The sequence below is a fragment of the Desertivirga arenae genome (assembly GCF_017355785.1).
Taxonomy (GTDB): domain Bacteria; phylum Bacteroidota; class Bacteroidia; order Sphingobacteriales; family Sphingobacteriaceae; genus Desertivirga; species Desertivirga arenae.
Genome location: NZ_JAFEWE010000004.1, coordinates 404,293 through 429,167 on the forward strand (window position 1 = coordinate 404,293; position 24,875 = coordinate 429,167).

Below are 24,875 nucleotides of genomic sequence, written 5' to 3' on the forward strand. Positions count from 1 at the left end.
TCGTTTAATAGATTTTCGAGTTTATGTCCGGGTTTTTTGATTTGTGCAAACTGAAGTTTCTTGACATGGTGAAGCCAAAGCGTACTCCTCCATCGGTCCAGGATTTCAGAGTGTTAGGTAGGAAATTGTTTTCGAGGATAAATGGAGAATTCATGAAGTTTAAAGCAAAGACATGGCCGCCTGTTTCAATCTCTAAGCCGAGGCCTAAAGGGTTGTAATAGGTGTTGGTTAATTTATCTGAGCGGGATATTGTTGACCATTGATAATCTGCGATGAGGGAAAACCTTTTATTCAGCTTTAATCTTCCAGCAATACCTGCAACAAACATTCCTTTTTCATCTACTGGATCCGTTACTACAGATCTTACGAGATAGCCGGGAGACAGTTGAAGGGATAGGATATTCGAGAATTTCCGGGCAATTAATGCCTGAAAAATGAAAGAGCTTCTCTCGCCTGTATTTTTAAACTCGTTGTTTTTATCCTCGCGGGTTACCCATGCTCCTTGTGCAAAAGCAGTAGCACTGATAGGAACGGTTTTACTTTGCTGGAGCACCTTATGCTTCAGAAAAAGATTATAAGTTTCGTCCTGCTTGCTTCTGCCTATCCCAAGGGTAAACCGGTCGGTAACCCCATAGTCAAACCCAATGTAAAGATCCGTAGCAACATCAAGTCCATAAAGCGTATGAGAACCACCAAAGTCGCCGCCAATGTCGCCAAATCGATGTCCGATCAGTAAATTCAGATCGTACTTTTTTTGTGTTTCAGTGGACTGAGAAAGAACAATGCGAGTTGACTTAAACGTTGCATTTACAGACTCATTACTACTCTTATCTGTCATTTGATTGAGTAAGGAATCAGTTTCCTGAGCTGCAACAGAGGATGAAATAGTCAGGAACACCAAAAGTGACTTAAGATTTCTAGAGATCATATTATTTAGTTACTTGGTTTAAGGTAGCATCTATATCAACGGCAATTACTTCGGCTATTTTGGTCATCACCAGTTTGGGAATCTTTATATTATGATCCGCACATGCGACGTTAAAGTTGGATAACAGCTGCACTTTTCCATCTTTCACCCTTAGTTTCCCATTTATTGTTCTCTGTTTATCCACACCATGCATAGACAAGTTACCTGAAGCTGATACATTATATTCACCATCCCTGGAGAAGTCCAGATCTTGGTTTATTTTACCTTTAAAGCGGGCCATAGGGAACTTATCACTTTCCAAATAGTTCTCATTGAAGTGTTCCTGCATAAGACCCTTCTCAAACTGAAAACTTTTTACCGCAACCTGAAACGCAATTTCTCCAGTTTTGGATATAAGTACTGCTGCTCCCTTATTCGATACTGCTTTTATATCCTCGATGGGAGTAGAGGAAAAGAACTTAATCTTAGCATTGCTCGTACTATAGTTAACCTGGGCTTTTAATAAAGAAGGGAATAGCAGACTGAATAGGAGAGCTGCTCTTTTAATGTTTTTTAGTTGTTCCATAAGTCATAGTTAAGCTTATACCGCTCGATTTTAATTTGACTTTTCCTTCGCCCACTCCTCCAAGCGGTAATTTAACGTAAGGCTCAAGTCCAAAGCGAATATTTTGATTAGTTGATTTAAAGGTGTATCTACCAGAAATGCTTGCTACTCCAAAATAGCTTTGATTGGCGTTAGTCTTTTTTAACAGAAAGTCGTTCACTCCAGATTCCGGCGTATATTCGAACAGGTATTTCTCTTTAAGCATTAGGTAAGATGAAAGGCCTCCAGTAAGAGAAATGCTCCTGTTCTTTAAGGACCATACGGGAACAGACAGTTGCAGCGGAATCTCAAGAACATTACAAGAAGCATCAATATTGTATATTTCGCTGGCGCGTGCAGGATTTCTAAGAGCATAATCAAGAGCTTCCGCATCGTATTTTTTAACCCCATAACGAGCGCCAGTGCTAAAGGTCAAATTTTTCCAATTAACATTAATCAGAAGGCCAACGTTTAAATCCCCTCTTTTACCTGCCAGCGACCGTGTAGAACTAAAATCTGGTCCGGCTGAAAAAGTGAAACCAAGTGAAGGCTTCAACAGCTTGCTTTTCGGCGGTTGGGAAGAATCTAAAGGACGCGTTGTTTTAACTTGCCTTTCAGGAATTGATAACTCAGAATTGGAAACGACACCCTCTGCTGTCATAACCAGAAGATCAAGATGATGCAAAGTGTCTCCACCCGTAGTTGAATAGGTATTATTTATTGATCTACTATCAGCTGGATCTACACTATTGAAAGAATCCCCTCCATGTGAAGACTGCTTTTGAACTTTTAAGTCTGTAGGTGTTTTACTGTGGACTGCTATTGCAGACGGATCTTCGCCTTGTCTTTGAGATACTTTAGATCTGGATCTATTAGTATTTGCAGGGTTAGTAGCTCTATTGTCCTTGACGCTAATGTTAGGTTTAACAGCTATAGAAACAGAATCTACAGGTTTCGTTTTCCTGGCAGTGATAGAATCTTGGTTTCCATCATATAAAAATATGCCTCCTGCAAGAAATAACAGAGTACATGCAGCTATACTTAAATTCCTTAGAAAGATAATACGATCCTTCTTACGGAGTTTTTTCTCCATAAGAACCCAGGCCTCTTCTTCAAATTCATAGTCGAAGTTTTGCGACTTTTCTTTGAAGAGCCTGTCGAATTCGTTATCTGACATATCTTTCATCAGCTACTAATATTGTTCTTTGATCTGTGCTCCTACTGTTTCTTTCAGCATTTCCTTTAATTGTTGCCGGGCTTTGAATAAATTTGATTTAGATGTTCCTACCGAGATTGACAGCAATTTTGAAATCTCCTCGTGATTATAGCCGTCTATCACAAACAGATTGAACACGGTACGATAACTTATTGACAGTCTTTGAACCAGTTTTATAAGATCATTGTAATTCAACTTCGATAATATGTTCTCTGTGTCCTCTGAGTCGTGATTATTATTTAACTCTTCCATTTTAAGCCGTTTTATTCTTGCCCTGTAGTGATCAATAGAGGTATTAATCATAATGGTGCTAAGCCAGGATTGGAATGGGCGACTTTCATCTACCTTGCTGATACTGTTGAATACTTTTAAAAAACCATCGTTGACCATCTCAATGGCCTCTTCTTTATTTTCAGAATAGCGCAAACAGATCTTCATAGAAAAACCGAAGAAGAGCTTGTACAACTCTTTCTGGCTTTTTCTATCATTTGCTTTACAGCCTGTTAAAATTTTCTGAAAGTAAATAGGATCCATTGATTATTTACCCAATATATCGAGAAGTACGGTGATGTAGAAGCAGGGGTTGCCTGAGGGGTAAATTATTTTTGGAAGAATAGGATAGGTAGTAAATAAAAAAGGGAAGCGCTGCTTCCCTTTTTTAATATTATCTCCAGTTTTTGTACTGGTTGATCAAACCGTTTGTGGATGAATCATGGCTTGAAATTGGATTGGAACTCTGAAGTTCGGGTAAAATAGTGCTAGCAAGCTGTTTACCCAGCTCGACACCCCATTGATCAAAGCTGAACACATTCCATATGATCCCTTGAACAAAAATCTTATGCTCATACATGGCGATTAAAGCGCCAAGGCTTTCAGGAGTTATCTGTTTCAGAAGAAAAGAGTTGGTTGGTCGATTTCCTTCAAAAACCTTGAAAGGAGCTAGTCGCTCGATCTCAGCCTCTGATTTTCCTGCCGCTTTCAATTCAGCTACAACTTCCTCATAGGTTTTTCCATTCATCAAAGCTTCTGTTTGAGCAAAGAAATTAGAAAGAAGCAGGGTATGATGAGCTCCGATTTTGTTATGAGATTGAGCAGGTGCGATAAAATCACAAGGAATAAGTTTTGTTCCCTGATGAATTAATTGATAGAAGGCATGTTGTCCATTTGTTCCTGGCTCGCCCCAGATAATAGGTCCCGTTTGATACTCAATTACTTCACCTGCTCTGTCTACACATTTTCCATTACTTTCCATATCTCCCTGCTGGAAATAGGCAGCAAAACGGTGAAGGTACTGGTCATAAGGAAGAATGGCATGACTTTCAGCTTCGAAGAAGTTATTATACCAGATGCCTAACATGGCAAGGACTACAGGAATGTTTTGTTCGAAGTCTGTTTCCCGGAAATGTTTGTCCATCGCATGTGCTCCGCCAAGAAGTGCTTTGAAGTTTTCGAAGCCGATACCCAATGCTATGGAAGTGCCAATTGCACTCCAAAGTGAATATCGTCCACCTACCCAATCCCAGAACTCGAACATATTATTTATGTCGATACCGAAAGCAGAAACGGCTGTTGCGTTAGTAGAAAGTGCCGCGAAATGTTTCGCAACATCTTCTTCCTGAGCTCCTTCCTGTAAGAACCAATTCCTTGCTGAATGGGCATTCGCCATGGTTTCCTGGGTAGTGAAGGTCTTTGATGCAACAAGGAAAAGAGTTGTTTCGGGGTTAACTTTCTTTAATGTTTCTGCTATATGGGTGCCGTCTACATTAGAAACGAAGTGTAGGTTAAGATGCGTTTTATACGGCTTAAGAGCCTCTGTTACCATTACTGGTCCGAGGTCAGAGCCACCGATGCCGATGTTTACAACATCAGTGATCGTTTTACCGGTATAGCCCTTCCAGTCACCTGAAAGAACAGAGTTAACAAACCTTTCAATTTTCTCAAGAACAGCGTTAATATCAGGCATAACGTCAGCTCCATCTACCAATATTGGAGTGTTGCTTTGATTACGAAGGGCAACATGTAATACAGAACGTCCTTCCGTTTCATTAATCTTATCACCAGTAAACATCGCTTCAATTGCGTCTTTCAATCCGCATTCTTTCGCTAGCTGAACCAGAAGAGCAACCGTTTTGTCGTTTATCCTATTTTTTGAATAATCTAAAAGGATATCATTGAACTGAATGGAAAACTTTTCAAAGCGGGAAGGGTCTTCAGCAAAAAGTTCACGCAGATGTTTGTCACTAATTTCAACTAAATGATCTGACAGATATTTGTAAGCTTGAGTTTGTGTGAAGTTAACGGTAGGAAGCATTTTTTAAGTTTTTTTAGCGAAGATATAATTCCTGTATTAAACACAACAGGAATTATTTTTAAATAATAAAATGTTATAGTTTGTCACCTTTTTTAATTGCACAGCCACTTAGAGGTTTATCACCGATGACAATGATTGCTGAGTATTTATAATTCCTGTCAGACATTCCATCATTACAATTTTCTTTTTTGATGGTAATTTCCGCTGTTCCCTCGTCATTACTGGTTTTATATAAATAGTTTCCATCACTTATTTGCGGCTTTCTGTAGGAGAATCTGTACGCTTTGCCGGCTGCAACATCTTTAATGGCAATAATATTTTCGTCAGGTATAATCTCAAGGGACCAGAAGGGCTCGGTACCCAGTGCGATAAATTCATAATTATAGCATTCGGAATCGAACGACTTCGGTTTTACCTCTTTTACTTCGGACACGATGATGGTATCCCTGCCATTTGTTATGGCAGGTTTTATTATTCCCGATATTTTTGCAATAGAACTTTCGTATGAGTAGGAGAGGGCTACCTGGTTCTTTTGATAATTACTTTTAAGAAGCTCGTTCTCGTCGTTAAGGATAAAGATCTTCCCTGAGCAATCAATTAAAAGTTCGTTATCCTGAACAGGAAGGTATCTGCCAGCAAATTGTTGATTGATAATAGAAGGCCTTCCAGCGGTATCTGAATAAGTTGTATCTTCAGAAATATTGAGGGCGGCAATAGTGCCAGGAGGATTGGGGTTAGATTTACAACCCATAATTGCAAGAGCTATAGAAAAATAGAAGGGCTTTAGATATCTCATTAAAGCTCAAACAGGTTTAAAACTTATTCGGTTTCCAAAAACTTTATTGCTTTTAACTACTTTTGCAGCTATGACCAAAGAACAACTATTGGATTTAAGGGACAGAGCAGAGTCCCTGAGGAGGCATCTTTGACATCGAACGGAAGCTCGATGAATTACGCCTTGAACAAGAATTTACTACTACTGAGGGATTTTGGGATAAGCCAAAGGACGCTGAAAAAGTTCTTCATGCAATAAAGACTAAGAAGGTTTGGACTGATGGATATGCAGACGTTACCTCAGCGATTGAAGATGTTGCGGTGATGTTTGATTTTTATCAAGCAGGAGAAGCTAGTCAGGAAGACCTTAAGGAACAATACGAAATAGCCTTAAAGAAGCTTGAAGAACTTGAGTTCAAAAATATGCTCAGTTCAGAAGAGGATCAGCTTAACGCAGTAATGCAGATTACCGCAGGTGCAGGAGGAACAGAAAGTTGCGACTGGGCCCAGATGCTGATGCGTATGTATATCATGTGGGGGGAAAAGAATGGCTATAAGGTTACTGAACAGGATTTTCAGGAAGGAGATGTAGCCGGGGTGAAATCAGTTACCTTGCAATTTGAGGGTGAGTTCTCTTACGGATATCTGAAGGGAGAGAACGGGGTACATCGCTTAGTAAGGATCTCTCCTTTTGATGCCAACGCGAAACGTCATACTTCTTTTGCATCAGTTTATGTTTATCCCCTGGTAGATGATACTATTGAGATTGACATTAACCCTTCTGATATTGAATTTGAAACTTTCAGATCTGGAGGTGCCGGAGGACAAAATGTGAACAAAGTGGAAACAGCTGTACGTTTGTATCATAAACCTTCTGGTATTATTATCAAAAATCAGGAATCCAGATCGCAGTTACAGAATAAGGAAAATGCTATTCGCTTGTTGAAATCTCAATTATATGAAGCCGAAATGCGTAAGAAGCGGGAAACTGTAGCCGCAATTGAAGGCTCCAAAAAGAAGATTGAATGGGGTTCTCAGATCCGGAACTATGTACTTCATCCGTATAAGCTGGTGAAAGATCTTCGAACAAATTATGAGACTTCAAATGCCCAAGCTGTGCTCGATGGGGATTTGAATGACTTCCTGAAAGCATATTTGATGGAATTCTAAATTATTTGTAGTGTAGGTAGAAGGGAATCAGGCTTCTGACCTACACTGCATTCATCAACCCTACTTTTCTCTCTCCACAACAGAAAGAAGCTCCTCGATCTCCTTCACCTTCTGGTCATAGCCAAGTTTCGTATAAGATGCAATAAGATTCCTTAAGATCCTGCGAACGATATCTTCATTTCTACAAGGCTCATAAAAAGTGCTTTCCGGTTTTAAATTAAGTTGCTTCAAAAATGAATCAACATCACGCTTGCCAAAAATGAACCCTTTGTTGAAAGCGTTTATGTAAAAGAGTACACTATCTTGGCCGTATTCGTTCGATTCATCTACATAGCCAAGAATAAAGTGTTGCGGGAGATTAACCCCATAGATCGGAATGTCCAACTTTTGAGCGATAATAGAATATATGGCAGCCAGTGAGATTTGATTCCCTTTCTTGCTCTCCAAAACCTGGCTTATATAGGAGTTCTGTGGATCCTGGTGATTAGTTGTGTTCCCGGAGAACCCGTAAATGCCGTAGAGAACGTGGTTGATGAGCTTTACTTTCTCTACAGGACTTGATTCATATAAAAGTTGAAGCCAAATCTCGCGCTTAATATCCTCAATTTGATTGATGATCCTTTGTGGATCGAGATCAGGATATTGATATTTGTTAATAATAATAACTCCCTGAAGTAAATCGAACGCCCCTCCGAGGTACCAAAGTTCAAGTTCTCTTTTAACATTGGTAAATTGAATCTTATGAATGAGATCCTCCAATCGGTTTTGTAACAAAGCATCGAATGATTGTTCCCATGCAGATTCGAGGTATTCTATAACTTCTGTTCCATAAGACAGGAGCTTGTCTTCCACATGTTCGGATATCTCTTTATCAGGGTCGTCTAATAATTTGACAAGTGATTCTATTTCTTTTGGATTTATCATAGTGTATGCATGCTTTAGATCCTACACTTATTAAGCTTAAAGCAGAGCCTAATGCTATAAAACGCGGTTTTGGCAACCACTTACATAAATATAAATAAATTTCGGGGCTGAAAAGTTTTTAAGGCTGATTTTGAAGGGAATTAGGTATAAATAGCAGTTTGAAGCTCTTAAAATCTTACTTTTGAGCCAATGATAAATACCCAGCTACTTAAATCTTTTATTAAACACAGACTTAAAGCTAAAACCCGCCATGGCATCCATTCGCCTTTTGTGTATAAATTGGTGGATGAAATAATTTATAATTATTCCTTCCAGGATGCGTATAAGGAGGTTGAGTCTCTGCGCAAGGAACTGCTGAAAGATGAGCGTTTTATCAGGATAACAGATTTAGGAGCCGGATCTCATGTGAATAATAACAAGCAGAAGCAGGTAAGGCAAATTGCAAAGAATGCGTTGAAACCGGCTAAGCTGGCACAGCTAATTTACCGGCTTGCTCAGGAAAGAAAGCCTCGTAATATTGTTGAGCTCGGCACCTGTCTTGGCCTGACTACTTCTTACCTCGCAAAAGCAGCCCCGGATGCGAAAGTTATAAGTATTGAAGGATGTCCGGAAACAGCAAAAGTGGCGTCCGAAAACCTTCAAAAACTTCATGCCTCCAATACGCAACTCCTTACTGGCAACTTCGATATAGTACTGCCGACTGTTATTGATGCTGCAGATAAATTGGACTTTGTATTTGTTGATGGTAATCATCGTAAGGAGGCAACTCTAAATTACTTTAAGTGGTGCCTGCCTAAGGTTAATGAAAATACGCTCCTTGTTTTTGATGATATTTACTGGAGTAAGGGTATGGAGGAAGCCTGGGAAGAGATAAAGGCTCATCCTCAGGTAACAGTAACAGTTGACCTTTTCTGGATAGGCTTAGTCTATTTTAAGAAGGGTCAGCAGAAAGAGCATTTCTATATTAAGTACTAAAACGCTTCTCCGAAAGATAAATAAAAACCTTGCTGTCTTTTCTCGTTTGCACGTTTTTCACCGAATGCGTAATCAAACCTTAGCGTTGTTCCGCCTTTAGGGCTTATGAAGTATCTGAATCCTGCACCGAGGGATGGTTTAAGAGCACCTAAAGAAAGTCCATTGATGGCATATACTGTTCCATAACCAAGAAATGCAGCGGCTCCTACCCTTGGAATAAATCTGTACCTGAATTCGCTCTGGGCTGCCAGTAAGTTTTGGTCACGATATCTGCCTGTATAGTAACCTCTCATCACCTGATCATTGCCTAACTGTGGTAAAAGATAGAAAGGAGGCCTGCTTCCCTGAAGTGTTTGATAATTTAGATTAAAACCGAGGGTTGCTTTTGGATTATAGCTTTTGAATGTTCTGAAATCTACTTTAAATAGACTGCCAGTAAAATTAGCTCCCCCAAAAAAGTCGGGAGCAAAAGAATAATTCACCTTTATATAGGTACCTTTTGTTGTATAGGTATTTGTGTTCCTCGAGTCGATTATCTGTGATAATCCTGCGAACAATACATCCCCTCCATCTTTATCGTGCAGGGCCAGGTCTGTGGAGTATAATCCTCCTTCTTCTTTATCAGAATAAGAGTAGTGTTCGTAATTGAGGGTTGCTCCTGTGTATATTCCCCGCTTTAATCTTTTCTCTACTTCTCCGCCAACTCTAAGTAATTTTTGTGTGATTACATCTTCGTTTGATTTTTGTGTATTATTTCCAATGCCGTAAAAATTGAAAGGAAAGTTCCGGTATTTGATGTCGGCTGTGTAATGAAATCTATTTCCAGGCGACCAGATATCCGGTTTCAATGCGAAGTGGGTTTGCTTTTTTGTAGTTATTGAGGCTAAACCCGATATTGTTGAGTTACGTGTTAAGGTGTCTGCCTTATCGGTATAGAAAGAAGTTAAAGTTACAAGTCCGAACTGCCAGCCTGTTTCCTGCGAATACGCTACAGCCGGTAATGCCAGGGAATAACCTTTTCTACCGCTACTATCTCCTTGAGCAAGAAGTTTGTCAGTCAGTTTCCTTTGGGAATAGGAATTTGTAACAACCAATAAAAGTATAAACGCTAAAAGTATTTTGCTTTTCATTTTACGGCACGAAGATAGCTATTAGGGAGATTATTCATCTAATTTTCAGTTTAACCGATAAGCTTATTAAAAATATTATTTTTGCAACAATTTTAAAAATACAACTATGAGCAGAGGACCTATTTCCCAGTTTATCGAACATAATTACCGCCACTTCAATGCAGCGGCTTTAGTTGATGCAGCTAAAGGATACGAAGCACATCTTGAAGAAGGGGGTAAAATGATGATTACTCTTGCTGGTGCAATGAGTACTGCAGAACTGGGTATTTCATTAGCTGAAATGATCCGTCAGGGTAAAGTTGATATTATTTCATGTACAGGAGCTAACCTTGAAGAAGATATCATGAACCTTGTAGCGCATTCTCATTACAAGCGTGTTCCTAACTACAGAGATCTAAGTCCTCAAGAGGAGTGGGACTTATTGGAGAATGGATATAATCGTGTTACTGACACCTGTATTCCTGAAGAGGAAGCGTTTCGTCGTATTCAGCGTCACATCCATAAGATTTGGAAAGATGCAGAGGACAGTGGCGAAAGATACTTCCCGCACGAATACATGTATAAGCTTTTGCTAAGTGGCGTGATGAAGGAGAATTACGAAATTCCTGAGGAACATAGCTGGATGATTGCTGCGGCAGAGAGAAACCTTCCTATCATCGTACCGGGATGGGAGGATAGCACAATGGGTAATATCTTCGCTTCCTATGTAATTAAAGGAGAGCTTAAAGCAAGTACTATGAAAAGTGGTATTGAGTACATGGCCTGGCTTGCAGATTGGTACCGTGGTAACAGTAGCGGAAAGGGGATAGGCTTCTTCCAAATTGGAGGTGGTATTGCAGGTGATTTCCCAATATGTGTTGTTCCAATGCTATATCAGGATCTGGAGATGCATGAAATACCTTTCTGGAGCTATTTCTGCCAGATTTCGGACTCAACAACCTCTTATGGTTCGTATTCTGGAGCTGTTCCAAATGAGAAGATCACCTGGGGTAAGCTTGATATTACAACGCCTAAATTCATTGTAGAATCAGATGCAACGATAGTGGCTCCACTAATCTTTGCCTGGATATTAAGACAATAATAAATTATAAAGGAAATTGCAAAATGGAATTTTGAAAAAAAAATCCCCGACCATGCAAAAAATGCTTTAACACCTAAGTTAAAGCATTTTTTTTATTGTTTAGAATGATTATAAATTGATAATACAGGTCATGCCAGTGTCATCGGTCACTGAATAAATTATACTTTTGTCATCCGAAAATGTGACGTAAAGCATTTTTAGTTTACACTCAATTTTTTTATCGTAAAATATAAATATGAGAAGCATCTCATTGGTTTTTAGAAGAATTGCACAATCTTTACTTTTAGTTTCAACCCTAAGTTTTGGTTTCCAGCAAGCTAACGCACAGGCTCCTGCAGGGGGTGCTGCTCCGGCAGCCTCGTCTGGTGGCGGTGACGCAGCTGCAGGTGCAGCGTTGTTTAAACAAAAATGTACCTCATGTCACGCACTTGACCGTCAGGTTGTAGGACCTGCTCTTAAAGGCATAAATGGAAAGCACAGCAAAGAGTGGTTACACAAGTGGATTAAGAACTCACAAGCACTTGTTGCTTCAGGTGATGCAGAAGCTGTTAAGGTATTTAATGAATACAACAAGACAGTAATGACTCCGTTCCCAGAGTTATCTGATGCTGACGTTGACAACATCTTAGCTTATGTAGAAGTTGGAGAAACAGCTAAACCTGGTGGTGAAGCTGGAGCCGCAGCTGGTACAGGAGCCGAAGGTGAAGCTAAAAAAGAAGGTATCAGCAATTTAATGCTAGGCGGACTTATCCTTATCGTGGTAGTAGCCCTATTGGTAATTGTTGTATTGAACAGAGTTATCAAAACGCTGGACCGTATCATCCTTCAGAAACAAGGTGTGCTGCCAGAAGGTGAAGTTCTTGAAGAGTCTACAGCGGTTCGTTTCAGAAGACTTGCTAAGAATAAGAAGTTCGTTTTCTTTGTGATCATCTTGTTAGTTGCGCTATTTGGTTCACTTGGCTGGAAAGCAATGTGGAATACTGGTGTTCATACCGGTTATCAGCCAACGCAGCCCATCAAGTATTCTCACCAATTGCACGCAGGTACTTTGAAGATAGATTGTCAATACTGTCACTTTAGTGCGTATAAATCTAAAAATGCGGCTATTCCATCTTTGAACGTTTGTATGAACTGTCACAATTACGTAACAGCAAGCGACAAGTACAACGGGGAGATTTCTCCTGAGATTTCTAAGATCTATAAAGCCTTAGATTACGATCCACAAACTAAAAAATACGGTAACAATCCAAAGCCAATCCAGTGGATCCGTGTTCATAATCTTCCTGATTTTGCATACTTCAACCACTCTCAGCACGTAACTGTAGCTGGTGTTCGTTGCCAGGAATGTCACGGTCCTATCCAAACAATGCCAGAGGTTTATCAATACTCTCCTCTAACCATGAAATGGTGTATCAATTGCCACCGTACAAGAGAAGTTAACTCTAAAGGCAATGCTTATTATGACAAAGTGTTAAAGGTCCACGATCAGCTGAAGAAGGGTGAGAAGGTTACACCAGCTGTGCTTGGTGGTCTTGAGTGTGGTAAATGTCATTATTAATAATTATTTAAGAACTTACGTATACAGTTTATATAGCTTAAATGGAAAGCAATAAAAAATACTGGAAAGGTTTAGAAGAACTGCAACAAACTCCTGAATTTGTAGAAAGTAGTAAGAACGAATTTGCAGAGTCATTGCCAATTGAAGAAGTACTGAGTGAAGCGGGTTTAAAAACTGTTACTCCTCGTCGTGACTTCTTGAAGGCTTTAGGATTTGGTGTTGGTGCAGTTTCTTTGGCCGCTTGTCAAAAAGCTCCGGTACATAAGTCAATTCCTTATCTTGTTAAGCCAGAGGAAGTAACTCCTGGTGTTCCAAATTTCTACGCTTCAAGTTTTAACGGCTACGGTATCTTAGTTAAAACCCGTGAAGGTCGTCCTATTAAGATTGAAGGTAATCCATCATGTGTTTTAGGTGAAGGTAAATTAGATGCAGTTGCTCAAGCTTCTCTTTTAGATCTTTACGATGTAGCGAAACTAAAAGGCCCACGTTTAAAAGGAGAGGACAATACATCATGGGATGACCTAGATAAGTTTGTTCGCGCCGGGTTGAATCAGGCGTCTGGCAAACAGATCAGAATCATATCCTCAACTATCAACGGTCCTTCAGCTAAGGGAGTTATAGCTGATTTCATTGCGAAATACCCTAATACTAAACATATTCAGGCCGATGCGGTATCTTATTCAGGTATTATTCAGGCTAACCAAAGCAGCTTTGGTAAAGCAGTAGTTCCTCACTACTACTTCGACAGAGCGGACGTTATCGTAAGTTTTGGTGCTGATTTCCTTGGTACATGGGTTTCTCCTCTTGAATTTAACCGTCAATGGGTTAAAAAGAGGAACATGGCGTCTTTGAAAAATAAAAAGATGTCTCGTCACATTCAGGTTGAGTCTGGCCTTTCCCTTACAGGGATGAATGCTGATGCACGTATCCCGGTTAGACCTTCTGATGAGAATTTAGCTTTAATTAATTTATATAACGCCTTGGGTGGTGCTGTTCCTGCTCAAAAGCTAGCTAGTCCTAAAGCGGAAAAGGCAATTGCCTTAGCTGCAAAAGAACTATCAGCTGCAAAGGGAAGAGCTCTAGTTGTGAGTGGATCAAATGATGTAGCTGTTCAAACTATCGTAAATGGTATTAATAGCCTTCTTGGTAGTTATGGTACTACGATAGACATCGCTAATCCTTCCTACCAATATTCAGGAAATGAAGCTGACCTGGTAACGTTCGTAAAAGAAGCAAACGCAGGTCAGATCGGCGCTGTGTTCTTTATGAACTCCAATCCTGCTTATAGTTTTCCTAATGCAAAGGAGTTTAGTGAGGCATTGAGCAAAATAGCATTAAAAGTTTCTTTTGCAGATCGTGCAGATGAGACAGCTAGTTTGTGTGATGCAATTGCCCCTTCTCCTAATTATTTGGAGACCTGGAATGATTATAATCCGGTGGCTGGTTATTATACTATAGTACAGCCAACTATTAACCCGGTATATAATACCCGCCAGCCAGAGCAAAGCTTATTGATCTGGTCTGATAATGCTACAAAGAACTATTATCAGTACGTTAAGGCAACATGGGAGAAGAACATACTACCACAGGCTGGTCTAACCTGGAGACAACTTCTGCAAAAAGGTGTAGTTGCTTTACCAGCTGCTGCAGGTGCAGGAGCAGCATTTGCGGGTAATGTTGCAGGTGCAGCTCAAACAATAGTTTCAGCAAGCGGAACATTAAACAAGGGGGGAGAGAAAACTCTTCAACTTAGTTTGTATCCATCAGTTGCTCTTCGGGATGGTAATTATGCAAATAATGCATGGTTACAGGAACTTCCTGATCCGGTTTCAAAGGTTACCTGGGATAACTATGTTGCCATCAATCCTAAGCACGCAGATGAATTAGGTTTCCATGAGTTTGAAAATGTTGTTGTTAAAGCAGGAGATCGTTCAATTGAACTTCCTTTACTTTTCCAACCTGGTCAGGCAAAAGGAACTATTTCTATCGCATTAGGTTATGGGCGTACTCATACTGGTAAAGTTGGAAATGAAGTAGGTAGAAATGCATATCCTTTCTTAACATTTGAAAGAGGAACTTTCCAGACTGCAACTTCAGTAGAAATAGAGAGGGGCTCTGGAAGAAATGAATTAGCACAAACTCAGACACACCATACCTTTGAAGGTCGTAATGTAATTCAGGAGACTTCATTCAAAGACTACGTTAATAATCCTCACGCTGGTAGCAGCAAACACGGAGAGCACAAAGATTACGATCTATGGCCAGAGCATAAGCAAATTGGACATAGCTGGGTTATGGCTATCGACTTAAATGCTTGTACAGGTTGTGGTGCTTGTGTTGTTGCTTGTAATGTTGAAAATAACGTTCCTGTAGTAGGTAAGGATGAGGTTCGCCGTCGTCGTGAAATGCACTGGTTACGTATCGACCGTTACTATAGCGTTCAGGCTGAAGGTAGATCAATTACAGAAGAAAAAGAACTTGAGGATCTTGAGGACGATTTTGAAAATGTAACAGTTGTTAACCAACCAATGCTTTGTCAGCATTGTGACCACGCTCCTTGTGAAACTGTTTGTCCGGTTATCGCTACGATGCACTCTTCAGATGGACTAAACCATATGGCTTATAACCGTTGTGTTGGTACTCGTTACTGTGCAAACAACTGTCCATACAAAGTTCGTCGTTTTAACTGGTTCAACTATTGGAACGATTCACGTTTCGATAACTACATGAATAACGAGTTTACGCAATTAGTACTTAACCCAGATGTTACTACCCGTTTCCGTGGTGTAATGGAGAAATGTACAATGTGTTTACAACGAATCCAAGCTGGAAGATTACAAGCTAAAATTGAAAAACGCCCATTACGCGATTTGGAAATTCAGACTGCTTGTCAGCAAACCTGCCCTACAAATGCAATCATTTTCGGGGATGCTAACGATCCTAACTCTGAAGTTCGTAAAGCATTAGGAAACGAGCGTACGTACTATGTATTAGAGGAAATTAATACAAAGCCAGGTGTTGGTTATCAAACAAAAGTTAGAAATACATTAGAAGCTTAATTGAATCATAGTTAAGATTTATAAAAGATTATGGCAGGTCATAACGAATCAATATTAAGGGAACCATTAATCACAGGTGAGAATATAACCTATTCTCAGATCACTGAAGATATTCTGGCTCCTGTTGAAAATAAACCAAATAAAGCCTGGTGGATCGGTTTTAGTATTGCAGTCTTTTTCGCCCTTGTTTGGGTAGTTACTATCAGCTACACTTTCTGGGTAGGTCTTGGATCATGGGGACTTAATAAAACCGTAGGTTGGGCTTGGGATATCACCGGTTTCGTATGGTGGGTAGGTATTGGTCACGCAGGAACACTTATTTCTGCAGTATTATTACTCTTCCGTCAAAACTGGCGTAACTCGATCAACCGTTCTGCAGAGGCGATGACAATCTTTGCTGTTATTTGTGCGGCCACTTATATCTTCGCTCACATGGGTCGTCCATGGTTAGCATATTGGGTTTTCCCTTTGCCAAACCAATTTGGCTCTCTATGGGTGAATTTTAACTCGCCGCTTGTATGGGACGTATTTGCAATATCAACATATTTCTCTGTATCATTAGTATTCTGGTATACAGGTTTACTACCGGATATTGCTACTATCCGTGACAGAGCAACTGGTGTACGTCGTCGTGTTTATTCTATCCTTTCTTTCGGATGGGCTGGTTCAGTGAAAAACTGGCAGAGATTTGAAGCTGTGTCTTTAATCCTGGCAGGTGTTTCTACTCCCCTTGTACTTTCCGTGCACACCATCGTATCCTTTGACTTTGCAACTTCATTAGAACCAGGTTGGCATACAACCATCTTCCCTCCATACTTCGTTGCAGGGGCGATCTTCTCAGGGTTTGCCATGGTACAAACACTTTTGCTTATTGCCCGTAAGGTGATGAAGTGGGAGAATTATATCACGATGTTCCACATAGAATCAATGAACAAGATCATTACGGTTACTGGTTCCATTGTGGGTGTGGCTTATCTAACTGAGTTATTCATCGCTTGGTATTCAGGAGTTGAGTATGAGCAATATGCTTTCTTAAATCGTATCAGTGGTCCTTACTGGTGGGCATACTGGAGCATGATGACCTGTAACGTAATCTCTCCTCAGTTATTCTGGTTTAAAAAGATCCGTACGAGCATCTGGGCTTCCTGGTTACTATCTATTGTAGTGAACATTGGTATGTGGTTTGAGCGTTTCGTAATTATCGTAACTTCTCTTCACCGTGACTATATTCCTTCCAGCTGGGTAATGTTCTACCCTTCTGCAGTAGATGTTCTACTCTTTGTAGGTTCAATTGGAGTATTTTTTACATTATTCCTTCTGTTCTTACGTGTACTTCCTGGTATTGCGATGGCAGAGGTGAAATTGATCCTTAAATCTGCTAGTGATCAGTCTAAACAGAAGCTGATCCGTGAAGGAAAAGTTAAGCCAGAGCAGGCAGAAGAATACCTTCAGTCTCTGGAGAAATATGATAGTGTAGATTACTTAAAAGTTTAAGTTAATAATGAGCAACACAAAATATATTTTAGGTCATTTTGAAGATCCTGATGACATGATGCACGGGATCGAGAAGTTACAGGAGAATAACGTTAAGATATATGACGTATATACTCCAATGCCTATCCACGGTATCGAAGACAAACTTGGATACAAACGTTCTCGTTTGCCAATTGCAGCATTTTGCTTCGGTATCACTGGTACTCTTGTTGGTTTTTCAATGATATATTATATGCTGGTTTACGACTGGCCGATGAATATAGGTGGTAAACCACCCTTTGCAATGCCGGATTTTGTTCCAATTTGTTTTGAGCTTACCATCCTTTTCGCTTCATACGGAATGATGTTTACATTTTTCTATGCAAATCATTTCTTCCCGGGAAGGGCTCCAAGAGTTATGGATTTGAGAGCGACTAACGATCGTTTTATAATTGCTATCGATGCTCAGGCAAATCCATATCCAGATAAGATTAATAGTTTGTTAAACGAAGCAGGTGCGATCGAAATATTGCACAACGAAAGGAAGTATGTTAGTTATGAATAAGCTCAGGATATTAGGTATAACCTTTTTTACAGCTGCGGTAGCATCTGTTATTTCTTCCTGTGGAGATAATAAGGAACCTGGACTAGAGTTTGCCAGGAATATGTATGACCCTATCGCGTATAATTACGATTCTCCAAACAAGAATTTTGCTAACGGTCAGACAGCACAGATCCCACCTGCCGGAACTGCTCCTGTTGGGTATGATAAGGTAATGGATGATTATCCAAATACTATCGAAGGTTATCTTGCTGCGAGTGCAAATCTTAGAAACCCAGTTGCGAGAACAACCGAGACTTTGGAACAAGGAAAGACATTGTACTTGCACATGTGTTCGCATTGCCATGGTAAAACAGGTCAGGGTGACGGATCAATTATTAAATTGGAGAAGTTCCCGCCACCTCCTTCCTACTCTACTGGTAATTCGTCTAGGGGTGGTGCCATGAAAGATCTTACTGATGGAAAGATCTTCCACACGATCACTTACGGATTAAACCTTATGGGGCCACACCGTACGCAGCTTTCACCTACTGAAAGATGGAAAATTGTAATGTACGTTCATGAATTGCAAAAAGTGCAATAGTAAATTGTAATAGCCAAATGGGAAATCATAATCATACACATAATTTCAGTCAACAATTTGAATTCGCAGGGAAAGCAAAATCCTGGAGTTTAATTGCCATTGTCATAGGCGTTATTGCAATTGCCTATGGTTTTTTACTTGATCCACACGAGGAACATGCGCAGCGCACATTTGCGAACCTGTTGTTAATGGGATATTATTTTACCTGCGTTTGTGCCGCTGGTGCCTTCTTTTTAGCATTGCAATTCGTGGCACAGGCTGGCTGGTCTGCAGGATTGTTACGCGTTCCGCAAGCATTTGCAAGAGTGTTGCCAATTGCCGCTGTAGTATTAGTAGTTATCGTAGCTGCAGGCTTACTTACTCATAATTTGTACGAGCAGTGGCACCCCTCACATCATGAAGGAGCCGAAGGTGAACATGGAATAACCGGATCTAAAGCTACATTTCTTAGCGTACCTTTCTTTTTAGTTCGCCAGGTAGTATTTTTAGGTATCTATAGTATTTTCGCCGTATTACTTGCACGTTTTTCAAGTAATGAAGATACAGAAGGAGGCCTAAGTAATTATAATAAGAGCTTTAAATATTCTGCTATATTTCTGGTGATCTTCGGTTTTACTACCCCTATATGGTCATTTGATACGATCATGTCACTTGAAGCACACTGGTTCTCTACAATGTTTGGCTGGTATAATTTCGCCGCAATGTGGGTTAGTGGTCTATGTGCTATTACCTTAACAGTGATCTTATTGAAAAAGTCTGGTTATTTAAGCTGGGTAAATCAAAATCACTTACATGATCTGGGTAAGTTTATCTTTGCATTCTCTATCTTCTGGACTTATGTATGGTTCGCCCAATTCCTATTGATCTGGTACGCTAACATGCCTGAAGAGACTGTATATTTCTACAAAAGATGGGAACCTAGCTATAAACCTTGGTTCTGGTTAAACATAGTAATAAACTTCCTGTCTCCGGTTCTTATATTAATGACCCGCGACGCAAAGCGTCAAACAGCAGTTCTTACGTTTGTTTGTATCCTACTATTATGCGGACACTGGCTGGACTATTATATGATGATCATGCCTGGAACTATGGAAGAACATCATACTTTCGGAATAACTGAGATTGGTATCGCTTTAGGTTTCGCTGGACTATTTGCTTACCTGATGTTAACTAGACTGGCAGAAAGGCCGTTGGTGGCAAAGAATCATCCATTCCTGGAGGAAAGCTTACATCACCACATATAGCGGAACTAATAATGAAATTTACTAATTACGTATTTGTAGATAAAAAAATGGGGTTTAATAAATTTTTTAAGATCGGGGCTTTACTTACAATGCTTTTACTATGTGTATTAGCTTTAAGTTCGCCTGTATCTGCACAGCAACCCGGAGCTAATGTTGCACCTGCGGATACTGTTGCTGCTGATACTTCAAAGAATATCAATTCAAATATTGGTTCTATTGGTGATACTCCAAGTGATGTGACCATATCAACTAGTGTAGAAGATGATACAGAATTAGCTGATCTGGAAGCAGCGCAGACGAGAGATAATTCAGGTGTGTACAAGTCTGCCTACTATTACGTGCTATTGTTCGTGCTGGTATGTGTATTCCTGGGAATCATTGGTAAAGTTCTGAGGGTATATGAACTTAGCCGTGAAGTTCAAGGCAAAAAAGGTGGCGTGAACTGGAATTTATTCCAAAGCGTTTTGTTCCTTCTGTTCTTAATAGGAGGGTTATATGGCACTTATTGGAGTTATAGCTATTGGGGAAATATATCTACTGCTGCAGCGGCCTCTGAGCACGGTGTTACTCTTGATAGTATGATGTATACTACTATAGCTATTACAACATTTGTGTTTGTTATTACTCAGATCCTGCTTTTTGTATTCGCATTTAAGTATACAGGATCAAACAAACGTAAAGCTTATTTTTATCCTCACAATAATGCGATTGAACGTCTTTGGACAATCATTCCTGCATTAGTATTGACCGGTTTGGTAGTTTTCGGGTTTTTCACCTGGAGAAAGATCACTAATCCGTCTGAAGACGCGATTAAAAATGCGTTGAGCCTTGAGGTTACTGGCGAGCAGTTTAAATGGAATGTTAGATATGCTGGCTCTGACAACCAGTTAGGCAAGAGGAACTATAAGCTAACTTCTGCTACCAACTCACTTGGTATTGATTTTAAAGATCCTAAGAGCTGGGATGATAAATTAGGAAGCGAAATTGTACTTCCCGTAAATAAACCGGTAAGGGTTACGATTAACTCTAAAGATATTCTTCACAGTTTTTATATGCCTGAATTCAGGGTTCAAATGAATGCTGTACCTGGTATGCCTACTTATTTCCAGTTTACTCCAACAATTACAACGCAGCAAATGCGTGAGAAAACAAATAATCAGGCATTTAACTACATTCTTTTGTGTGCTAAAATCTGTGGTGCGGGGCACTATAATATGCAATATAAAGTTAGAGTAGTGGATCAGAAAGAATACGAAGAGTGGTTAGCAAAACAATCTTTGTTCTTTACTGATGATGTGAAAAAGGAATTACAGTCGGCTCAAAGCACTTCAGGAACTTCTGTAAATAATAAATTAGCTATTAACAATTAGAATTAGAGATAAAGCAAGATATGTCAAGCACAGCAATTCATCATACTTTAGAGCATTCTGGGCATGGACATGATGATCATGGACATCATCATGAAACATTCTTGACTAAGTATATTTTTAGTCAGGATCACAAAATGATTGCTAAACAGTTCTTGATCACCGGTATTATTATGGGTGTGATAGGAATGTTTCTTTCAATCTTATTCCGTATCCAGTTAGGCTGGCCAGATCAAAGCTTTCCGCTGTTAGAAACTTTTCTTGGTAAATGGGCTGAGGGAGGAAGGATTAAACCTGATTTTTACCTTGCATTAGTTACCATCCATGGTACAATCATGGTATTCTTTGTATTAACTGCTGGTTTAAGTGGTACGTTCAGTAACCTTCTTATTCCCTTGCAGCTTGGAGCCAGAGATATGGCATCTCCGTTCCTTAACATGTTATCTTATTGGTTCTTCTTCATTGCCAGTGTAATCATGATGTCTTCTTTCTTTATTGAAAGTGGACCGGCAAGTGCAGGTTGGACAATTTATCCTCCATTATCTGCAGTGCCTCAGGCAATAGCAGGTTCTGGTTTGGGGATGACTTTATGGTTGATCAGTATGGTATTCTTTATTGCTTCTTCGTTAATGGGAGCACTAAATTATATCAGTACAATATTGAATATGCGTACAAAGGGTATGGACCTTTGGAAAATGCCACTCACTATTTGGGCTCTTTTCCTTACAGCTATCCTTGGTGTTCTTTCTTTCCCTGTTCTTGTAGCAGGTGTAGTTCTGTTAATATTTGACCGTAGCTTTGGTACAAGTTTCTACCTTTCAGACCTGGTAATTCAGGGTCAGGTAATGCCTCAGCAAGGTGGTAGTCCAATTTTGTTCCAGCATTTGTTCTGGTTCTTAGGTCACCCTGAGGTATACATCGTAATTATGCCTGCTTTAGGTATTACTTCAGAGGTAATTGCAACAAACTCTCGTAAGCCTATCTTCGGTTACCATGCGATGGTTTATTCTTTAATTGGTATTACCATCCTTTCTTTTATCGTGTGGGGACACCATATGTTCGTTACAGGTATGAATCCTTTCCTTGGTGGGGTGTTTATGATCACTACTTTGATCATTGCAGTTCCTTCAGCGGTAAAGACGTTCAATTATCTTGCAACATTGTGGCGTGGTAACATCCGTTTCACTCCAGCAATGATGTTTGCAATCGGACTTGTTTCGTTCTTCATCTCAGGAGGTTTAACAGGTATTTTCTTAGGAAATGCCGCGTTAGATATCAATCTCCACGATACATATTTCGTTGTTGCTCACTTCCACCTGGTAATGGGTTCTGCAGCTATCTTCGGAATGCTTTGTGGTGTTTATCACTGGTTCCCTAAGATGTTTGGAAGAATGATGGACGATAAGTTAGGTTACCTTCATTTCTGGTTAACTTTCATTGGCGCCTATCTAGTATTTTTCCCTATGCACTTTATGGGATTGGATGGTGTTCCTCGTCGTTATTATGCATTCACTGAGTTTGAATTCATGAAGGAATGGTTAACTGTAAATACCTTCGTTTCATGGGCTGCTATTGTTGCTGCTTTAGGTCAGATCGCTTTCCTTTGGAACTTCTTTAATTCAATTTTCAACGGAAAGAAAGCTACACAAAATCCTTGGCAGTCAAATACATTAGAGTGGACTACTCCTGTAGAACATATTCACGGAAACTGGCCAGGTGAAATACCGTCAGTATACCGTTGGCCATATGATTATAGTAAGCCAGGACATGATGAAGATTTCATTCTTCAAACTACTCCTTTCTCTGAAACAATGAGCTCTAACCTTCCTCATGATTTTGAGGGAAATGCAGAAGCTGAGCGGATTCAGTTAGAGTGGGAGAGACAGCATCAGGCAGAGAAAGTTTAATTCACATAAAAGCATAAATTGGGGTATCTGCCGTAAGATGAATCTTACAGATACCCCAATTTTTTATCCAGAAACATGTATAGAAGCGGCGAGAGAAGGTTTTTAATAATTAATCATATTACTATTATTTCTCTTTTCGTTCTGATACTTGCAGGTGGCGTAGTAAGAAGCTCGGGCTCGGGTATGGGTTGTCCGGACTGGCCTAAGTGCTTCGGTAAACTTGTTCCTCCTACCGATGTATCCCAGTTACCTCCAGACTATCAGGAGAAGTATGTTGGGCAGCGGATTAAGAAGAATGAAAAGTTTGCGCGTACCCTTGATGTTTTTGGCTTCTCTGATCTCGCCGACCGACTAAGAGCAGATAAGAGTATTCTTGAACCAGAGTCTTTTAATGCTTCGAAAACCTGGACAGAGTACATTAACAGACTAATAGGTGCGCTAACAGGTGTGTTTTTACTTGCTTGTGCAGTGCTTTCGTTAGTCTATCTTAAGGTTAAAAAAAGGATCTTTTTCTTAAGTTTCTTCAATCTGATCCTCGTAGTATTTCAAGCGTGGTTGGGTTCTATCGTGGTGTCAACGAATCTTGTGGCCTGGATAGTAACCGTGCATATGCTAATAGCCATAGCTATTCTGGCTATCAGTATATACACTTATTATTACGCCAGGGTTCTTAGGGATAGAATGTTGCTGGCAAATAAAGCAGCAGGTAATTTGAGGTCTTTCGCGATAGGAGCTTTGGTGCTTACTGTTCTTCAGATCACTTTCGGAACTGAGGTGAGGGAGGCTGTAGATGAAGTAGCAGGATCTATGAATTACCTTAACAGATCAGAATGGGTTGCAAAGGGAGATCTCATCTATATTTTTCATAGCAATTTGGCCATTCTAATTTTCGGGTTAAACGTTGTGATGCTGGTATTAATGAGAAGGAAGTATTTGGGCAACAGTTATCAGTTTAAGTTCATTGTGTATATATTTTTTCTGATACTTGCACAATTGATAACTGGTATTACTTTAGCCTATCTTGCTTTGCCTCCGATTGCTCAGGCTGCTCATATTTTGCTTGCAAGTCTTACCTTCGGAGCTCAGTTCTATTTGCTTCTGATATTGAAACAGAATAAAATGTATAAGAAATCTTTTGTGTAGTAAGGTGAGTGAGGAAAGTTTTATTTCGGATTTTAAGAAACTTATTAAATTAAGACTTACGTTCTTAGTGGTTTTTTCTGCTTCTATTTCTTTTTTAATAGGGAATAAGCAGCAGGACGAATCTATTAACTGGATTAACTGGCTTATTTTAACCGTTGGCGGTTTTTTAGTTACAGGGGCAGCAAATGGTTTCAATGAAATTATCGAGAAGGACCTTGATAAGTTGATGAAAAGGACTAGTGACAGGCCAATCCCATCCGGAAGGATGACTACTGGGCAGGCATTAGTTTTAAGTTTGTTTATGGGCATAGCTGGAACATTAATTCTGGTACGTCTTAACTTTCTTACCGGCGTTTTGTCGGTGTTTTCTATATTACTTTATGCGTTCCTTTACACTCCTTCGAAACGAAAGTCTCCAATTGCTGTTTTCATAGGAGCATTTCCAGGAGCTTTGCCACCATTGATTGGATATTTTGCTGCATTTGATCGTCCACAAATTTCTTGGATACCGATCATCTTATTTCTTATTCAGTTTGTATGGCAGTTTCCACACTTCTGGGCAATTGCCTGGGTATTGGACGATGATTATAAGAAGGCAGGCTTCAGACTTTTACCGACAACTCAAAGGGATAGAGTAAGCGGCTTGATGACATGGCTGTCGACTATTGTTTTGATCCCGGTAAGCTTGATACCAACAATTATGGGGTTTGGTGGATGGATAATTGGTGGAGTGTCCTTGATCCTGGGCTTAATATTTTGCTGGTTCGGTTTTATGCTCTACCGAAATTTAGACATAAAGTCGGCACAAAAAGTAATGTTTGGCTCTTTTTTCTATCTTCCGGTGGTACAGCTAGTGTTGTTGTTTGATTTTAACAGGATATTATGAC

The 24,875-nt window shown here is 39.8% G+C and carries 21 protein-coding genes; 13 read left to right on the forward strand and 8 right to left on the reverse strand.

What is annotated here, in order from left to right:
- Positions 1–4 precede the first annotated feature (4 nt).
- The 6 genes from J4N24_RS11500 to J4N24_RS11525 form a co-directional block, all read right to left on the reverse strand.
- Positions 5–928: a DUF5777 family beta-barrel protein gene (locus J4N24_RS11500; protein ID WP_207533831.1), complete on the reverse strand. Its 924-nt coding sequence runs from the start codon at positions 926–928 to the stop codon at positions 5–7.
- Position 929: 1 nt separating this feature from the next.
- Complete coding sequence (locus J4N24_RS11505) at positions 930–1,493, reverse strand: YceI family protein (protein ID WP_207533832.1); 564 nt, start codon at positions 1,491–1,493, stop codon at positions 930–932.
- Positions 1,471–2,688, reverse strand: coding sequence for a hypothetical protein (locus J4N24_RS11510; RefSeq protein ID WP_207533833.1), 1,218 nt, complete (start codon positions 2,686–2,688; stop codon positions 1,471–1,473). Before J4N24_RS11510 ends, J4N24_RS11505 begins: the two co-directional genes overlap by 23 nt.
- Before the next feature lie 15 nt (positions 2,689–2,703).
- On the reverse strand, positions 2,704–3,261 hold the full coding sequence (locus J4N24_RS11515; RefSeq protein WP_207533834.1) for an RNA polymerase sigma factor: 558 nt from the start codon (positions 3,259–3,261) through the stop codon (positions 2,704–2,706).
- 130 nt (positions 3,262–3,391) lie between these two features.
- Complete coding sequence (gene pgi / locus J4N24_RS11520) at positions 3,392–5,038, reverse strand: glucose-6-phosphate isomerase (RefSeq protein ID WP_207533835.1); 1,647 nt, start codon at positions 5,036–5,038, stop codon at positions 3,392–3,394.
- A 73-nt stretch (positions 5,039–5,111) separates the two neighbouring features.
- Positions 5,112–5,834 carry a COG3650 family protein gene (locus J4N24_RS11525; RefSeq protein ID WP_207533836.1) on the reverse strand — a complete coding sequence of 241 codons (723 nt, stop codon included), beginning with the start codon at positions 5,832–5,834 and terminating at the stop codon, positions 5,112–5,114.
- Between the two features lie 70 nt (positions 5,835–5,904).
- Here J4N24_RS11525 and prfB point away from each other — a divergent pair.
- Positions 5,905–6,982, forward strand: a protein-coding gene (gene prfB / locus J4N24_RS11530) for a peptide chain release factor 2 (RefSeq protein ID WP_207533837.1) whose coding sequence is annotated in 2 segments (ribosomal slippage) — positions 5,905–5,964 and positions 5,966–6,982 — 1,077 coding nt in all. Because the reading frame shifts where the segments join, the coding sequence is not laid out codon by codon here.
- A 60-nt stretch (positions 6,983–7,042) separates the two neighbouring features.
- Here prfB and J4N24_RS11535 read toward each other — a convergent pair.
- Positions 7,043–7,906 (reverse strand): transglutaminase-like domain-containing protein, encoded by an 864-nt coding sequence (locus tag J4N24_RS11535; RefSeq protein ID WP_207533838.1) that lies wholly within the window; start codon positions 7,904–7,906, stop codon positions 7,043–7,045.
- A 189-nt stretch (positions 7,907–8,095) separates the two neighbouring features.
- On the opposite strand from J4N24_RS11535, the gene J4N24_RS11540 reads away from it, so the two are divergent.
- On the forward strand, positions 8,096–8,881 hold the full coding sequence (locus J4N24_RS11540) for an O-methyltransferase (RefSeq protein WP_207533839.1): 786 nt from the start codon (positions 8,096–8,098) through the stop codon (positions 8,879–8,881).
- Here the strand turns inward: J4N24_RS11540 and J4N24_RS11545 are convergent.
- A complete protein-coding gene (locus tag J4N24_RS11545) occupies positions 8,878–10,011 on the reverse strand; it encodes a BamA/TamA family outer membrane protein (protein ID WP_207533840.1) in 1,134 nt (377 codons plus the stop codon). The genes J4N24_RS11540 and J4N24_RS11545 overlap by 4 nt on opposite strands.
- 106 nt (positions 10,012–10,117) lie before the next feature.
- Between J4N24_RS11545 and J4N24_RS11550 the strand changes: the two genes are divergently transcribed.
- From J4N24_RS11550 to cyoE, 11 genes are all read left to right on the forward strand, one after another.
- Positions 10,118–11,092, forward strand: coding sequence for a deoxyhypusine synthase family protein (locus J4N24_RS11550; protein ID WP_207533841.1), 975 nt, complete (start codon positions 10,118–10,120; stop codon positions 11,090–11,092).
- Positions 11,093–11,327: 235 nt separating this feature from the next.
- Positions 11,328–12,650: a c-type cytochrome gene (locus tag J4N24_RS11555; RefSeq protein WP_207533842.1), complete on the forward strand. Its 1,323-nt coding sequence runs from the start codon at positions 11,328–11,330 to the stop codon at positions 12,648–12,650.
- A gap of 41 nt (positions 12,651–12,691) precedes the next feature.
- Entirely contained in the window at positions 12,692–15,709 is a 3,018-nt protein-coding gene (locus J4N24_RS11560; protein WP_207533843.1) for a TAT-variant-translocated molybdopterin oxidoreductase, read from the forward strand.
- Positions 15,710–15,739: 30 nt separating this feature from the next.
- Complete coding sequence (gene nrfD / locus J4N24_RS11565; protein WP_207533844.1) at positions 15,740–17,203, forward strand: NrfD/PsrC family molybdoenzyme membrane anchor subunit; 1,464 nt, start codon at positions 15,740–15,742, stop codon at positions 17,201–17,203.
- Between the two features lie 7 nt (positions 17,204–17,210).
- A complete protein-coding gene (locus J4N24_RS11570; protein WP_207533845.1) occupies positions 17,211–17,747 on the forward strand; it encodes a DUF3341 domain-containing protein in 537 nt (178 codons plus the stop codon).
- Complete coding sequence (locus tag J4N24_RS11575; protein ID WP_369806226.1) at positions 17,740–18,327, forward strand: c-type cytochrome; 588 nt, start codon at positions 17,740–17,742, stop codon at positions 18,325–18,327. Before J4N24_RS11570 ends, J4N24_RS11575 begins: the two co-directional genes overlap by 8 nt.
- Positions 18,328–18,344: 17 nt before the next feature.
- Positions 18,345–19,571 (forward strand): quinol:cytochrome C oxidoreductase, encoded by a 1,227-nt coding sequence (locus tag J4N24_RS11580; protein WP_207533847.1) that lies wholly within the window; start codon positions 18,345–18,347, stop codon positions 19,569–19,571.
- Between the two features lie 11 nt (positions 19,572–19,582).
- Positions 19,583–20,941, forward strand: a complete 1,359-nt coding sequence (locus J4N24_RS11585) for a cytochrome c oxidase subunit II (protein ID WP_242691593.1) — start codon at positions 19,583–19,585, stop codon at positions 20,939–20,941.
- Positions 20,942–20,961: 20 nt separating this feature from the next.
- Positions 20,962–22,845, forward strand: coding sequence for a cytochrome c oxidase subunit I (locus tag J4N24_RS11590; RefSeq protein WP_207533848.1), 1,884 nt, complete (start codon positions 20,962–20,964; stop codon positions 22,843–22,845).
- A gap of 75 nt (positions 22,846–22,920) precedes the next feature.
- Positions 22,921–23,988: a COX15/CtaA family protein gene (locus tag J4N24_RS11595; RefSeq protein WP_207533849.1), complete on the forward strand. Its 1,068-nt coding sequence runs from the start codon at positions 22,921–22,923 to the stop codon at positions 23,986–23,988.
- A 4-nt stretch (positions 23,989–23,992) separates the two neighbouring features.
- Complete coding sequence (gene cyoE, locus J4N24_RS11600; RefSeq protein ID WP_207533850.1) at positions 23,993–24,874, forward strand: heme o synthase; 882 nt, start codon at positions 23,993–23,995, stop codon at positions 24,872–24,874.
- Position 24,875: the final 1 nt, after the last annotated feature.